General features: G+C 67.5%; 10 protein-coding genes. 5 read left to right on the plus strand and 5 right to left on the minus strand.

Annotated features, from left to right (window positions below; all coding sequences use genetic code 11):
- Positions 1 to 100: 100 nt before the first annotated feature.
- On the plus strand, positions 101 to 574 hold the full coding sequence (locus IFT63_RS14135) for a hypothetical protein (protein ID WP_192084751.1): 474 nt from the start codon (positions 101 to 103) through the stop codon (positions 572 to 574).
- A 120-nt stretch (positions 575 to 694) separates the two neighbouring features.
- On the plus strand, positions 695 to 1,174 hold the full coding sequence (locus IFT63_RS14140; RefSeq protein WP_042614241.1) for a tRNA (cytidine(34)-2'-O)-methyltransferase: 480 nt from the start codon (positions 695 to 697) through the stop codon (positions 1,172 to 1,174).
- A gap of 509 nt (positions 1,175 to 1,683) precedes the next feature.
- Here IFT63_RS14140 and IFT63_RS14145 read toward each other — a convergent pair.
- Together IFT63_RS14145 and IFT63_RS14150 are read right to left on the minus strand one after the other, a co-directional pair.
- Positions 1,684 to 2,847 carry an acyl-CoA dehydrogenase family protein gene (locus IFT63_RS14145; RefSeq protein ID WP_192084757.1) on the minus strand — a complete coding sequence of 388 codons (1,164 nt, stop codon included), beginning with the start codon at positions 2,845 to 2,847 and terminating at the stop codon, positions 1,684 to 1,686.
- Positions 2,837 to 3,433, minus strand: a complete 597-nt coding sequence (locus IFT63_RS14150) for a polymorphic toxin type 15 domain-containing protein (protein ID WP_192084759.1) — start codon at positions 3,431 to 3,433, stop codon at positions 2,837 to 2,839. The genes IFT63_RS14145 and IFT63_RS14150 overlap by 11 nt, the downstream gene beginning before the upstream one ends.
- Positions 3,434 to 3,975: 542 nt before the next feature.
- Between IFT63_RS14150 and IFT63_RS14155 the strand changes: the two genes are divergently transcribed.
- Positions 3,976 to 5,652: an electron transfer flavoprotein-ubiquinone oxidoreductase gene (locus IFT63_RS14155; protein ID WP_192084761.1), complete on the plus strand. Its 1,677-nt coding sequence runs from the start codon at positions 3,976 to 3,978 to the stop codon at positions 5,650 to 5,652.
- Between the two features lie 7 nt (positions 5,653 to 5,659).
- The gene (locus tag IFT63_RS14160) at positions 5,660 to 6,043 is read left to right on the plus strand and encodes a c-type cytochrome (protein WP_192084763.1); all 384 of its coding nucleotides are present in this window, start codon (positions 5,660 to 5,662) and stop codon (positions 6,041 to 6,043) included.
- On the opposite strand, the gene IFT63_RS14165 is transcribed toward IFT63_RS14160, so the two are convergent.
- Entirely contained in the window at positions 6,040 to 9,237 is a 3,198-nt protein-coding gene (locus IFT63_RS14165; protein ID WP_192084765.1) for a transporter substrate-binding domain-containing protein, read from the minus strand. The genes IFT63_RS14160 and IFT63_RS14165 overlap by 4 nt on opposite strands.
- A 117-nt stretch (positions 9,238 to 9,354) precedes the next feature.
- On the opposite strand from IFT63_RS14165, the gene IFT63_RS14170 reads away from it, so the two are divergent.
- Positions 9,355 to 9,993: a response regulator transcription factor gene (locus IFT63_RS14170; RefSeq protein WP_042614729.1), complete on the plus strand. Its 639-nt coding sequence runs from the start codon at positions 9,355 to 9,357 to the stop codon at positions 9,991 to 9,993.
- Positions 9,994 to 10,006: 13 nt separating this feature from the next.
- Here the strand turns inward: IFT63_RS14170 and IFT63_RS14175 are convergent, their stop codons facing one another.
- Together IFT63_RS14175 and IFT63_RS14180 are read right to left on the minus strand one after the other, a co-directional pair.
- A complete protein-coding gene (locus IFT63_RS14175) occupies positions 10,007 to 12,151 on the minus strand; it encodes a phospholipase C, phosphocholine-specific (protein WP_342450500.1) in 2,145 nt (714 codons plus the stop codon).
- The gene (locus tag IFT63_RS14180; RefSeq protein ID WP_192084767.1) at positions 12,148 to 14,517 is read right to left on the minus strand and encodes a TonB-dependent receptor; all 2,370 of its coding nucleotides are present in this window, start codon (positions 14,515 to 14,517) and stop codon (positions 12,148 to 12,150) included. Before IFT63_RS14180 ends, IFT63_RS14175 begins: the two co-directional genes overlap by 4 nt.
- Positions 14,518 to 14,645: the final 128 nt, after the last annotated feature.

Genomic DNA, 14,645 nt, shown 5'->3' on the forward strand with positions numbered 1-14,645 from the left:
TGAACAGAACTGGGAAATTGAAGATTGTCCTTGCAAGCCCAGTTTTGGTGTACTACCTTACTACCACACCACAGACCACACACACTAAACAGGCCCCGCCATGAACACCAAGATCCTCGCCATCGCTATCGCCCTGATCGCCGGTACCGCGGTTGTTTCTTCGGTGCACGCCGCCCCTTCCATCAGCACCTTGCAGACCGTGCAGGTCCGCCCGGACGCCGAACAGCTGGCCCAGCAGGCCTGGGAGCGCAGCAGCCGCATCCCGACCCTGGCCGCAGTGCAGGTACGCCCGAGCGCCGATCAGCTGGCCGAGATCAACGGCCAAGCCATCGCCACTTCCACGGCGATGCCGGTCACCACCCTGGCCGCCGTTGAAGTCCGCCCAAGCCTGGAGCAGAAGGTCGCCTTGGCCGCCGAACTGCAGGCCGAGCGCTACACCGTCGCCCTGACCAACGCAGCCACCGCGTTTGCCAACAACGTCATCGTCAACCTGCCGGTGGTGAATGTGCGCCCGAGCCAGGCCGACCTGCAGGCGCTGGCGCTGGAAACCGCTTCGGTCCTGGTTCGTCCGTGAGTGTCGTGCACATGCTGATCGTTGCGATACGCCCCTCGACATACCCCTGAACGCCGGGTCCCCTTACCCGCAAGGACCCGGCAGGCCGCCAAGCACCGCGCCGCGCATTACACTGCGTTGATGAGCCAGGTTCCCACGTTCCACGTCGTGCTGTTCCAGCCCGAAATACCGCCCAACACGGGCAATGTCATCCGTCTTTGCGCCAACACCGGCGCGCACCTGCACCTGGTCGAACCGTTGGGTTTCGCACTGGACGACAAACAACTCAAGCGCGCCGGCCTGGACTACCACGAGTATTCCCGCCTGCAGGTTCATCCAGACCTGGACACGGCATTGGCCCGCATTGCACCGAACCGTTTGTTTGCCCTGAGCACCCGCGCCAGCGTCCGCCATGACAGCGTGCCGTTTGAAGACGGTGATGCGTTCCTGTTCGGTCCGGAGAGCCGCGGCCTGCCGCAGGACGTACTGGATACGCTGCCCGATGGCCGCCGCCTGCGCCTGCCGATGCGTCCAGGCAACCGCAGCCTCAACCTGTCCAACACGGTGGCGGTGGTGATGTACGAGGCATGGCGCCAGCACGGGTTTGCCGGCGGAGCGTGAGGGGTGTCGAACGGGTGGGACCCCCTCGCGGGTGGCTTCAAAGCAGCAGCCTTGGTCTGGGCCGGGCGGTGGGGCTGGGCGGGGGACGGCAAGAGCCGCTCCTGCGGGCCTCGTTTCGCGCCATCCATGGCGCTCAACGCCCCCGCCCAGCCCCACCGCCCGACCCCCTGACAGGTTCCGGTGGCCGCCACCCGCGTTGAAAATAGAATAAAGGCAGGGGTCAGAGTCCTTTCGCTATGCGAAAGGACTCTGACCCCATGTTTCTCCCACCCTTCCAACCCACCGCCTTGTCCATGGCCGCCATGGACCTGTCGAAGGTGGGGCGGGGTGGCTGTGCAGGACCGTCTTTTCGCATGGATGCGAAAAGCGAGCCTACACGGACGTACTTGTGGCGTGTCCTGCACAGCCACCCCGCCCCGCCAACAAGCAGCCCTGAAGCTTTTGCCGTTGCCGTTGCCGTTGCCGTTGCCGTTGCTTCAATGCCGCGCGCAAGCGCAAAAAAAACTCACTCAGAACGCGTTGATGCCGGTCAGTTCGCGGCCTATCACCAGCTGGTGCACCGTCTCGGTGCCTTCGTAGGTGATCACCGATTCCAGGTTGAGCGCATGCCGTATCGCGGCGTGCTCGGTGGTGATCCCCGCCGCACCCAGCACGTCGCGGCACTCACGCGCGATGTCGATCGCCATCCGGCAGTTGTTCCACTTGGCCAGGCTCACCTGCTGTGGCTGCAGCCGGCCCGCCTCTTTCAGCCGGCCCAGCTGCAGGGCCAGCAGCTGCGCACCGGTGATCCGCCGGGCCATGTCGGCCAGCTTGATCTGCGCGCTCTGGGTCGCCGCCAGCGGCCGGCCGAACAGTTCGCGTTCGCCGGCATACGCCAGCGCCTCGCGCAGGCAGGCAATGGCCGCCCCGATCGGCCCCCAGCTGATGCCGAACCGCGCCTGGTTGAGGCAGCCCAGCGGGCCCTTCATGCCCACCACCCCCGCCAGCCGGTTGGCCTCCGGCACCTGCACCTGGTCGAAGAACAACGCACCGGTGGAGGACGCCCGCAGGCTCATCTTGCGGCCGATGTCCTGCACGCTGAATCCCTCCATCCCCCGCTCCAGCACGAAGCCCTGCACGCCGTCTTCGGTCTGCGCCCAGACAATGGCCAGGTCGGCGATGGGCGCATTGGTGATCCACATCTTGCTGCCATCCAGGCGCCACTGGTCACCCTCGCGCACCGCACGTGTCTTCATGCTGGAGGGATCCGATCCGCCATGCGCTTCAGTCAGGCCGAAGCAGCCGATGACTTCACCGCGGGCCATCGCCGGCAACCATCGCAGGCGTTGCGCCTCGCTGCCGTAGGCGAAGATCGGATGCATGCACAGTGAGCTCTGCACCGACACGAAACTGCGCAGGCCTGAATCGCCGCGCTCCAGTTCCTGGCAGATCAATCCATAGGACACCGCGTCCATGCCCCCGCCGCCGTACTCCACCGGCAGGGACGCGCCGAGCAGGCCCAGTGCTGCGATCTCCGGCACCAGTTCAGCGGGAAAACGCGCCTGGTCGAAGCAGTCGCCGATGATCGGCAGCACGCGCTGGTCGACGAAGCGCGCCACGCTGTCCTGCACGGCGCGCTCTTCGTCGCTGAGCAGGGAACGGACATCGAACAGGTCGCAGGGATCAAGTCGCATCGGGTGCACCAAGTGGGCCGGAATCGAGGTCATTGTGGTGGTGGCGCAGTGCCGCGTCGAGGACGGCGGGCGCTTCCCGTACCAGCTGCCCGTTCATCCGCGTGCTCCCTCGCAGCCACTCCGGCACCCGCGATGCGGCAGCATCCAGTTGCTGTACTCGCGAGATCTCTCCCCGGCGTGCCAGCGTCCATTGGCGGCCGATGGTGCAGTTGACCTGGCCGTCGCCAAAGTCGCCGATCAGATCGTGCCCGCCCACGACCCGGTCCGGATTATGCAGCGCGTGCAGGCTGCGCATCTGCTGATCCGCCAGCAGCGCGGCGCGCTCGCCGGCTTCGGCCGGGGCGATGCCCTGTCCGGCAAGCGCCTCACCATGCGCAGCGGCCAGTTTGTTCCGCCACGAGCTGCGCGCACGTCGCGCAACCTGGGGATCGCGGGCACGGGGGTCGAAGCGCGCGCGCGCACCGAGATATTCCTCCACCGTCAGCGCGTTGAGACCCGCCTGCTGCCCGGCCAGCTGACGATCCAGCTCGCCGAACTTGCCCTGGTCGAGCTTCTGCGGGGAAAAAACCAGAAGCAGGCAGGTCATGCCGGCACCGGCCAGGCAATCCGCCACGCGTGCCAGCACCCATACCAGGGCAAGGTGCGCCGACGTTACATGGGCACCCCATACCGGGTCCTGCCGCGCCGCCATCTGATCTACGCGGCCAGGCACCGCGTAGAACCCTGATGCGTCGCGGACCTGCCGGCGTGACATCGCGCATTCCTCTCATCCCACGGTCCGCTACAGCGTAGGAATAAGTGGCTGTTCCAGTGGGGGATGGCCTGCTCATAACGCGCATCGTTCAAGACAAACGATGAAGCCGAACATCGGTGTCGATCCGCGCTATACCGGACGGCGGCAAGGGTTCGCACCCGACGCGGCACACCTGCTGCATTGCAGCATCCCAGGCCCGCAGCGCGCGCCCCGCCGCCGATGCAGCCCACCCTGAGACGGGCAACTGGCCGATCCGTCGGCCAGCCGTTAACCTGATGGATTCAAACACCCGTTTCGCCGTGGCAGCACGTGCGTTATTCCAAGGCAACCACCGCCCCCGCAGCACGGCGGTCTACCCAAGAGTCAGGTCATCCATGAGCGCAGAAGCCACCGAACTGCCCCCACGTGAAGTGATGGAATTCGATGTCGTCGTCGTCGGCGCCGGCCCCGCCGGCCTGGCCACGGCCATCCGCCTGCGCCAGCGCGCCATTGAAGCCGGCAGCGAACTGTCGGTGTGCGTGCTGGAAAAGGGCTCCGAGCCGGGCGCGCACCTGCTGTCCGGCGCGGTGATGGATCCACGTGCACTGGCCGAGCTGTTCCCGGACTGGGCCGAGCGCGGCGCGCCGTTGAAGCAGAAAGTCACCCGCGACGAATTCCTGTTCCTCAGTGAAACCGGCGCGCGCACTACGCCCAAGCCGCTGTTGCCGGAGTGCTTCCACAACGAAGGCAACTACATCGTCAGCCTGGGCGAAGTGGGCCGCTGGCTGGCCCAGCAGGCCGAGGCGCTGGAGGTGGCGATCTTCCCCGGCTTTGCCGCTGCCGAAGTGCTGTACGGTGCGAACGGTGAAGTCATCGGCGTGGCCACCGGCGACATGGGCATCGAGAAAGACGGCCGCCATGGCCCGAATTACGAGCGCGGCATGGAACTTCTCGCCAAGTACACCGTCTTCGCCGAAGGCTCGCGCGGCCACCTCGGCCGCCAGTTGATCAACCGCTTCAAGCTGGATGAAGGCCGCGATCCGCAGGCGTACGGCATCGGCATCAAGGAGCTGTGGCAGATCGACCCGGCCAAGCACGAGCCGGGTCTGGTGGTGCACGCGGCGGGCTGGCCACTGGATGGCAGCACCTACGGTGGCGCGTTCCTGTACCACGCCGAAGGTGGCAAGGTGTCAATCGGCTACGTGGTGGGGCTGGACTACAAGAATCCTTGGTTGAGCCCGTTCGAGGAGTTCCAGCGCTTCAAGACCCACCCGGCGATCCGCACGCACCTGGAAGGCGGCAAGCGCATCGGCTACGGCGCACGGGCGATCACCGCCGGTGGCCTGCTGTCGCTGCCGAAGACCGTGTTCCCGGGCGGAGCCTTGGTCGGCTGCGAAGCCGGCTACCTCAACGCCAGCCGCATCAAGGGCAGCCACGCGGCGCTGAAGACCGGCATGCTGGCCGCCGACGCCGCCTTCGATGCACTCGCCGCCGGGCGCCAGCACGATGAGCTCAGCGCCTATCCGCAGGCGTTCGAATCCAGCTGGCTGCATGCCGAGCTGCAGCAGTCCAAGAACTTCAAGCAGTGGTTCAAGAAGGGCCAGGCGGTGGCCACGCTGATGACCGGGATCGAGCAGTGGCTGCTGCCCAAGCTGGGCATCCGCAATGCGCCGTGGACGCTGCGCCACAGCACCCCGGACCACGCCTGCCTGGAGCCGGCGGCACAGCACACCAGGATCGACTATCCCAAGCCGGATGGCGTACTGACCTTCGACAAGCTCAGCTCGGTGTTCCTGAGCAGCACCCACCATGCCGAAGACCAGCCCAGCCACCTGACGCTGAAGGACGCGCGCATTCCGGTGCAGGTCAACCTGGCCGAGTACGCCGGACCCGAAGCGCGCTACTGCCCGGCCGGGGTGTACGAATTCGTCGGCAGCGAGGGCGACCAGCGCCTGCAGATCAACGCGCAGAACTGCGTGCACTGCAAGACCTGCGACATCAAGGACCCGACCCAGAACATCGTGTGGGTGACCCCGCAGGGTGGCGGCGGCCCGAACTACGCCGGCATGTGACGCGACGATGCGGATCCTGCTGTTGTTGGCCAGCATCGCCGCGTTGAGCGCGTGTCGCGCGCCTGCACCGCAGGATCCGGAGCAGGCCGCCGCGCTGGAACGCGAGCGCGCCTTCGCCATCTGCGCCGGCTGCCATACCGTGCACGCCGGTGGCATCCACCGCTATGGCCCCAACCTGCACGGCGTGTTCGGACGGCGCGCAGGCAGCCTGGCCGGCTATGCGTACTCCGATGGCATGCGTGCGGCGGACATCGTGTGGAGCGAACAGACGCTGGACGCCTTCCTGCGTTCACCGGGCGCCAGCGTGCCGGGCACGCGCATGTACAACGCATTCCCGGATCCGGAGCGGCGCCGGCTGGTCATCCAATACCTGCAGCAGAACGCGCGCTAGGCGCCGGCGGCGCCCACCGGCGAGGCCGGCAACCAGCGCAGCAGGCACTGCCGCAGCTGGGCCAGCGACAATGGCTTGGTCAGCACTTCATCCATGCCCGCTTCACGGCAGCGCCGCAGGTCCTGCTCCAGCAGGCTGGCCGTCAACGCCACCACGGGCAGGCGCCGAACGCCCTGACGTTGTTCGCGCTCGCGCAGCAGGCGGGTGAACGCATAGCCGTCCATGACCGGCATGCGGCAATCACTGATCACCATGTCGAAGGCGGATGCGGCCAGCAGTTCCAACCCTTCCCGGCCGTCGCCCGCCACCGCGTGCGATACCCCAAGCTGCTGCAGGCGCCAAGCCATCATCGCCTGCGCGGTAGGGTGGTCTTCCACCACCAGGACCCGCGCCGTGCGCAGGTGCACCGGCAGCGGCGGGACGCTGCCCGGCCCCGGCGCGCTGGCCACCAGGTCATCATCGCTGGCCACCGGCAGCGGCAGCAGCACGTCGACCTCGGTTCCCTTTCCGGCAACGCTGTGCACCAGCAGGCGCCCGCCCATCAGCTGCACCAGGCGCTGGCAGAGCGTCAGTCCCAGGCCGATGCCACCCTGGTGGTGCGGCGCGGCGGGGTCTACTTCGGTGAAGGGCTGGAACAATGCCTGCACCTGTTGCGGCTGCATCCCGATGCCACTGTCGATGACCTGCAGGCGCAGTTCCTGCAGGCTCGGCGAACTTCCTTCCAGCACCTCCGCGCGCAGCACCACCTCCCCTTCGCTGGTGAAGGCGATGGCATTGTCCAGCAGGTTCTCCAGCACCTGTCGCAGCCGTAGTCCATCCACCTCGTGGGTGGCCGCGAGCCGCACGTCAAGCTCCAGCCGCAGGCCGAGGCCCTTGGCCGCGGCCTGCCCGGCGTAGCGCTGCTGCAGCGATTCCAGCAGCGGGCGCAACGGCAGTGGCAACGGATCCAGGCGCAGTGCACCGGCATCCATCTTGGCGTAGTCGAGGATGTCGTCCAGCATCTGCCGCAGCGCCTGCGCGGCCAATTCCGCTTCCTCCAGCTGGGTGCGCTGGGCGGGTTGCAGGGCCGTATGGGCAAGCATCTCCAGCATCCCCAGCACGCCGCTCATCGGCGTACGGATTTCATGGCTCATGGTCGCCAGGAAGCGTGCCTTCGCCTCGGCCGCCTGCTCGGCCGCGGCCATCGCCGCTTCCAGTGCGTCGGCCTGCGCGCGCGCCTCGCTGATGTCCACCCAGTATCCGCTCCAGGTGACCATCCCGGCATCAGCCGCGTACGGCTGAGCCTGGCTGCGTACCCAGCGCGGCGATTCCGGCCTGCCCACGGTGCGGAACTCGAGCTCGAAGGGAAGGAAATCGCGCGCCGCCCGTTCGATGGCGGCCTGCACGTCGGCTACGTCACGCGCATCGATCGCGTCCAGCACCGCCTGCGCCGAGGCCATCGCCTTGTCGTGGTCGATGCCGAACAGCGGCTGCATGTCGCCGGCAACGTACGGGAAATCAAGGCCGCCATCGGCCGCCCGGCGCATCTGGTACACCACTGCGGGCAGGTTGCCGGTGACGTCGGCCAGGCGCTTCTCCAGTCGCCGACGGCTGGTCACTTCCCGCTGCAGCCGCCAGTAGCCCAGCAGGTGCACCAGCAGCGCGGTCAACAACACCAGGGTGATCGGAATGCCCCAGCGCGCCACCGTTCGCCAGTCGCTGCCGCCCTGGTAGGCCACCGCCAGCCAGTCGTTGCGCAGCGCCTCGCGTTGGCGTGGGCCCATTTCCTGCAGCAGGCGATCAAACCGCGTTGCCAGCCCGGCGTGCTCGCGCTTGACCGCCAATGACAGGTCATCGTCGAAGCCCGCCGGTGCCGTCACCTGCAACTGACCGGGGAAGCGTTCGCGCAGCAGCCGGTCCACGATCGCCAGGTTGCCGATGTAGGCCTGTGCTTCGCCATCGAGCAGCCGCTGCAGGGCTTGTTCGGCGCTGCGCGCGGCGAGGATGCGCGCCTCCGGCGCACGTTGCAGCACCGGCAGGCGCAGCCGTTCGGGATCGGACAACAGAACGCGCTTGCCGGCCAGGTCGTCCATGTCCAGCACGCTGCCGCTGCGCGGCCCGGTCACGATGACATTGGGCACGCTGATGAAGGGTTGGCTGAACACCCAGCCCTCGCCCAGGTAACGGGAATCGTTGGGCACGCCCATCACGGCATCGATGCGGCCGCGACGCATTTTTTCGCGCAGGTCGAACCAGTCGTGGCTGGGTTCGGGGGTGAGCGTGGCACCGGCCTGCCGCAGCCGCTGCAGGTAGTCACTGGCAAGCCCGGAAGGCCGGCCATCGGCATCGGTGAAGGAGAGCGGTGCGGCATTGGGCGCAAAGCCGGTACGCAGCGGCGTGGACAGCGCCCGCCGCTCCACCTGGTCCAATGCCTGCCGCGCCGGCGCAGACCACACCGGCACGCGCAGCCAGCGCGCGGCAATGCCTGCACGCACCGACGCCGGCTGCTGCGACATCGCCTGGTCCAGCGCTTCCACCAGCTGCGGCCGGGACGGCGGCACGCCGAAGTGCAGCGTATCCAGCTCCATGTCTATCGGACGCAACAGGGCGATGCCTTCCAACGCCGTGTCGTTGATCAGCTGGCTGGCCACGTAGGCGTTGCCGATGAACACATCCGCCTCCTGCCGCGCCACCATCCGCAGCGCATCCAGCGTGTGCGCTGCAAGCAACTGGCGCGCGGCGGGAAAGCGGGTGCGGATCTGCGCCTGGGTCAGGAAGCCCTGCTCGCTCACTACGCGCAGGCCCGCCAGGTCCGGATCATTGGACGCGCGCAGGTCATCGCTGCGTCCGACCACGGCCAACGGCGCGGTCGCATACGACGTGCTGTAGGCCAGGCACCGGTTCGGGGACGTGCTCGGCGATACGTTCATCACCACGTCGATATCGCCCCGGCAGGCGGCCTCCTGCACCTGCGCCCAGTCCGGATAGCGACGGTAGTCCAGCCTCACGCCCATCCGCGTCGCAAGATCGGCCAGCGTGTCCGGGCCCAGCCCGCGCACCCTGTCCCCTTCGACGAACTCGAACGGCGGCCAGCCACTGTCGTAGACCCCCACCGACAGAACCGCGTGGGGCCGTACAGGCGACGGTGCCTCGGCACGCGGCGCGGGGGGCGCGGCCCATGCCATCGCAGGCAACAGCGACAGCAGGATGCCCATGCCGCATCCTCGGCAGTGAGCCAGGATCGTGCGCACCAGGTTCGCTCTCCTTAGAATAGGGATATCGTCGATGCCTGCTTTCCACCCAACCCATGTCACCCGGGGCCATACTAGAGCATGACGCTTCGCATCATCATCGCTGACGACCACCCCGTGGTTCGCATCGGCGCCCGGTCGGTCATCCACGGCAGCGGCGTCGGCGAAGTCGTGGCCGAAGCCGCCACCGCGCAGGACCTGCTGGCCTACCTGTCCACCCATCCCTGCGATGTACTGGTCACCGACTACTCGATGCCGGACAGCACCGTGCCGGATGGCTTTGCGATGATCAGCATGATCCGTCGACGCTATCCGTTGTTGCCGGTGCTGATGCTCAGTGTTTCCAGCAACCTGGCGATCCTGCGCATGGTGCGCGACGCCGGCGTGTTGGGGCTGGTGGACAAGGGATCGTCGATGGACGAACTGCCCGTCGCCATCCGCACCGTCCACCGTGGCCTGCCCTACGTCAGCCTCTCATTGAAGGAACGCGTGGAAGCAGCGGGCAGCAGCGCGATGGTGGAAGGCGAAGGCCGCCCGCTGTCACCGCGCGAAGTGGAGGTGCTGCGCCTGCTCGGCAAGGGCATGACGGTCAAGGAGATCGCCACGCTGCTGCATCGCAGCGCCAGCACCATCAGCCGCCAGAAGGGCGATGCGATGCTGAAGCTGGGGTTGAACAGCGATGCCCAGTTGTTCGACTACCTGCGCAACGGCCAACTGTAATCCCGCACCGGTTTCATCCCATCTCGAACCGCAGCGGTGCAGTGCCCATGGCCGGATCACTGCTGCCGGGCAGGCCGTTTTCCACGCGCCCGGCCAGCCGCTGGCGGGCGCCCGGCTGCTGCACGTCCACGTCGTACCAGGCGCCGGTCGCGGCCGCCGGCCAGCTGATGCGCACTTCTTCACCAGCGGCCAGTGAAACCTTACGTTCGGGCATCAGGCCCGGGTAAGCGTTCCCATGCACTTCGACCGGGACGGGCGCCGGACCGGCGTTGCGCAAGTGCAGGACCATGCCATCCGCGACACGCTCGATCGCTGTTTCGACCGGCATCGGCGCCTGGGCGCTGCCGCGGAAGCGCCGATGGAAGCCATTGGGGCCGAGCACCCACAGGTCATAGCCCTGTTCCGCATCCAGCGGCCAGATGCCTTGCAGGTCCTGGTCCGGGCCTACGGTGTAGCGACGCGGCAGCGCATCCAGGCGCAGCAGGTCGTAGACGTGCAGCACGGCGGCAGCCCCCTCGCAGGCCAGCGTCAGGCGGATTTCGGCGGCCTGCGGGTCGGTCTGGATGGCCACGCCGGGGCGGTAGGGCAGCGCGCGGGAGGGACGCACGCCGGGCTCCTGGCGCGCCGGCCGCAGGGCCTGCGGGGGCACCGGCACGGTACGCGCGGGCAAGGCGGCGGCGCGCGCCGCGGTGGCGGCCGTGGCCGGCAATGCGTGCGCGAACGGGCGGTTGTCGGTCTGGGAGAAATCGAAGGCGGCGGTCAGGTCGCCACACACCGCGCGGCGCCACGCTGAAATATCCGGCGCGGCCACGCCGAAGCGCCGCTCGATCAGGCGGATCACCGAGGTGTGGTCGTAGACCTGCGAATCCACCCAACCCCCGCGGCTCCAGGGTGAAATGACGTACATCGGCACGCGCGGCCCCAGCCCATAGGGGCGGCCACGCAGCGCCGCTTCGTCCTGCTTTTCGTTGCCCGGCGAAGGATGCCGGTGGTACTCGCCTTCGGTATCCACCACTGAAGCACCTGCCCATCCAGCGGGCAGCGCGGCATCGGCCGAGGGCGGCGCCGGCGGCGGCATGTGGTCGAAGAAGCCGTCGTTCTCGTCGAACATCACCAGCAGCGCGGTGCGGCTCCACACCGCCGGATCGGCGGTCAGCGCGTCCAACACCTGCGCGGTATAGGCCGCGCCCTGGGCCGGACTGGACGGACCGGGGTGCTCGCTGCCAGCGGCATCGGCAATCAGGAAGCTGACCTGCGGCAGGCGCCCGTCCAGCACGTCCTGGCGCAGTTGGCCCAGTCCGCGCGTGCTGACCGCGCGTTCGCGCAGTTCGGTGTCATGACCGGGTGCGTTGCGCCAGGCCAGTCGGAACGCCTCGAACCCCGCCAGCGGATTGTCGGTGAAGTTGTCGGCCATGTCCTGGTAAATGCGCCAGTCCACGCCTGCCTGCTGCAGCCGCTCGACATAGGTGGTCCAGGTGTAGGACGCGGCGTGGCCGCCCAGCTCCGGGAAGTTGTCGTGCGAGTTGGCTACCGCGGGCCCGCCGCCAAGGGCGTGCGGATCGTTGTGCCCGGTCCACAGGAACAGCCGGTTGGGGTTGGTGCCGGCCTGCATCGCGCAGTGGTAGGCATCGCAGACGGTGAAGGCTTCGGCCAGCGCGAACTGGAACGGCAGGTCGGCGCGTTGGTAATAGCCCATCGCGTGGTCCTGCTTGGCCGCAGGCCAGTGCGCCATGCGCCCGTGGTCCCAGGCTTTTTGCGCATCCGGCCAGGTGTGCGGGGTGCCCTCCACGCGCATGTGGCCGAAGTGCGCGGCGGTATCCAGCGGGAACGGCGCGATGCCGTGGGTACCGGCGGCATTGGGCTGCAGCCACAGCGTGCGCGCCGACTGGCCAGGGTGCAGGGGGGGCGCCGGCGGCACGAAGCGGTCGCCGAATCCGCGCACGCCCGGCAGGGTGCCGAAGTAGTGGTCGAACGAGCGGTTTTCCTGCATCAGCACCACGATGTGCTGCAGATCCTGCAGGCTGCGCGTGCGCGCATCCGGGGCGATCGCGGCCGCGCGCGCGATGCTCGGCATCAACGCGGCGATGCCGGCCGCCACGCCGCCCTGCAGCAGGCGGCGGCGGCCGATATCGTGCGGCGTGTATTGCCGTTCGCTCACAGATCTACCCGTACCGAGAAGCCCACGGTGCGCGGTGCCCCGATGAACGCAGTATCGCTGCCATCCACGCCGGACAGGTAGCGGCGGTCGGTGAGGTTGCTGACCACGAAGCTGGCGCCCACGCCCTTCAGCTTCGGCGACAGATCCTGCAGGTCGAAGCCGATGTTGGCGTTGAACACCGTGGCCGACGGCAGCTTGTTGGTATTGGACGCATCCAGGTAGCGCTCACCCAGGTAGCGACCGGAGACGCCGAAGTTCCAGCTTTCACCCTGCCAGTCAGCCGACATCACCAGGATGTGGCGCGGCTGCCCGATCACATCGGCGCCGTCGACGATGCCCAGTTCGGCATCGCGCGCGGCGTTGCCGCTGCCCAGGTATTCAGAGCGGTTGTAGGTGTAGGCCCCGTTGATGCGCCAGCCGTTGTCCCAACCGTAACCGAGCGCGGCTTCCACGCCGGTGCTTTCCACGCCGCCGAAGTTTTCGTAGACGCCATCGGTCTCGTCCAGGTAGTCGATGCCGTCGGCCAGTCGCGCCGGCAGGTAGACGATGCGGTTGTCGAACTTGATGTTGTACAGAGTGATCGAGCCGGTCAGCGGCCAGCGGCTGACGCGCAGGCCCAGTTCGATGTTGTCCGCGGTTTCCGGTTCCACCCGTGCGAAGCGCTGCGCATCGGTTTCGCCGAGCACGCCGGACGGAATGGCGGCGAAGTTCTGTGAGTACCCGGCGAATGCCTCCAGGCCCTGCACCGGCAACGTCCAGGTGGCGCCGGCGGACAGCAGCGGATCGGACTTCGAATCGGATCGCACGTTCTCCGCCGCACCGATCGTGCGCTGGCGCTTCTGGTCGACGAAGAACTGCTTGACGCCGACGCGTGCACTGAACGGACCGAAGCGCGCCACGTCTTCGACGTAGTACATCTGCTCGTCCACCTTGTAACGGTCTTCGAACTGCACCCAGTACGGCACGTTGTCGAAGGAGATATCGGTTCCGACGTTGAGCAGGCGGTGCCAGTCGCGGCGCACGCTGCGGTCCACGTTTTCCACCCACACGCCACCGCGCACGGTGTTCTCGACGGTGCCGAAGTCCTGCTTCCATTCCACGTCGGCGGTGAAGCCGGCACGATCGTTGTCGTAGTGCGAGTGACGATAGGACTGAACGCCCTGCACGCCTGCGGCGTAACAGTTGGGATCGTAGTCGGCGGTGAAGCCGGCACGCGGCGTGCAGCCCGGTATCACCTGCGCGGCGCTGCCATCGGGATTGACGAAATAGAACTGGCCCAGCGCGGACCCGCCGTACACGGTGTCGCCGCCACGGTACTCGGATTCCGGATTGCCCACGCCGTCTTCGCGCGCCTGCACCAGATAGGGCGGCAGCCAGTCGCCGCGGCCTTCCATCCTGTGCGCGTAGCCCGCCACGCTGGCCTTGAAACCGTTGCCGCCATTAAACGCCGCACGCAGGTAGCCGAAGGTGTTTTCGCGCAGCGCGCGCGAGCCGGAACGGAAGTTCTGGTCCAGGTTCGGGATGCCGGTCAGGTTGCCGACCAGACCATCACGCTCGGGGTTGGTGGCGAAGCTGGCCGGCGACACGCTGGTGTATTCCGGTTCGTTGGCATCGTTGTAGGAGGCATAGCCGCTCAGTGTCCAGCGATCCAGTTCGGTGACGAACTTGGCGGCGACGTGGTCGTTGCTGGTGCGTCCACTGCCGTCGATCCAGTCACGTACCTCAGCGGACGAAGCGCTGATCCAGGCGCGGGTGTTGCCGGCCAGCAGGCCGGTATCGAAGCGTGCGTAATACTTGCGTGCGTCGTTATCACCGCCGCCGACGACGAAGCGCACGCGCTGTTCCTGCAGCGGATCGCTGGTCAGGAAATTAAGCGTGCCGCCCAGCGCTTCGTTGGAGCGCGATGAAATATCGGCCGTGCCCTGGCTGACCTCCACCGTTTCCAGGTCCAGCGTGTCGATGTAACGGTTGGCCAGCGAGCCGCCGCCGTAGCCGGATCCGCCGTTGGGCAGGCCGTCGATGGTGGTGCCGATCTGCTGCGTATCGCGGTTGGTGACGAAGCCGCGCATGCTGATCTGCGTGCCCCACACCGACGAACCGGTGGCATCGGCTTCGCTGACCACCACGCCGGGCAGCTCGTTGAGCGCGTTGTTGACGCTGCTCAGGAGGGTCTGCCGGTTGAGGGTTTCCTTGCTGACCGATGTCTTGGCATAGCTGGTGGCCTGGCCGATCACCTGCACCTGGTCCAGCGTGCGGGCATCGTCGGCGGGGACGGCTTCTTCTGCCGCGTAGGCATGCAGTGCGGGCAGCAGCATCACACTGAGCAGGGAGGCGCGGGGCAAACGGCTACGTCCGGGAGCAGGCATCGGGTCGGTTCATGGGGTGGGGTCCGCCGGAGTATTGGCAGGCGCAATGACGTGGGTGTTACATCGCCGCACCGGCACCTCCTGCCTCCGTGTTGTAACCGGCAGGACACGGAACATGCGGAAACTGC

This window comes from Stenotrophomonas sp. CFBP 13724, from assembly GCF_014841975.1.
GTDB classification, from domain to species: Bacteria; Pseudomonadota; Gammaproteobacteria; order Xanthomonadales; family Xanthomonadaceae; genus Stenotrophomonas; species Stenotrophomonas lacuserhaii.

What these genes read in the sequence shown, in the direction of transcription:
- IFT63_RS14135 (WP_192084751.1), top strand. Translation starts at nt 101, where the DNA reads ATGAACACCAAGATCCTCGCCATCGCTATCGCCCTGATCGCCGGTACC.
- IFT63_RS14140 (WP_042614241.1), top strand. Translation starts at nt 695, where the DNA reads ATGAGCCAGGTTCCCACGTTCCACGTCGTGCTGTTCCAGCCCGAAATA.
- IFT63_RS14145 (WP_192084757.1), bottom strand. Translation starts at nt 2,847, where the DNA reads ATGCGACTTGATCCCTGCGACCTGTTCGATGTCCGTTCCCTGCTCAGC.
- IFT63_RS14150 (WP_192084759.1), bottom strand. Translation starts at nt 3,433, where the DNA reads ATGACCTGCCTGCTTCTGGTTTTTTCCCCGCAGAAGCTCGACCAGGGC.
- IFT63_RS14155 (WP_192084761.1), top strand. Translation starts at nt 3,976, where the DNA reads ATGAGCGCAGAAGCCACCGAACTGCCCCCACGTGAAGTGATGGAATTC.
- IFT63_RS14160 (WP_192084763.1), top strand. Translation starts at nt 5,660, where the DNA reads ATGCGGATCCTGCTGTTGTTGGCCAGCATCGCCGCGTTGAGCGCGTGT.
- IFT63_RS14165 (WP_192084765.1), bottom strand. Translation starts at nt 9,237, where the DNA reads ATGGGCATCCTGCTGTCGCTGTTGCCTGCGATGGCATGGGCCGCGCCC.
- IFT63_RS14170 (WP_042614729.1), top strand. Translation starts at nt 9,355, where the DNA reads ATGACGCTTCGCATCATCATCGCTGACGACCACCCCGTGGTTCGCATC.
- IFT63_RS14180 (WP_192084767.1), bottom strand. Translation starts at nt 14,517, where the DNA reads ATGCCTGCTCCCGGACGTAGCCGTTTGCCCCGCGCCTCCCTGCTCAGT.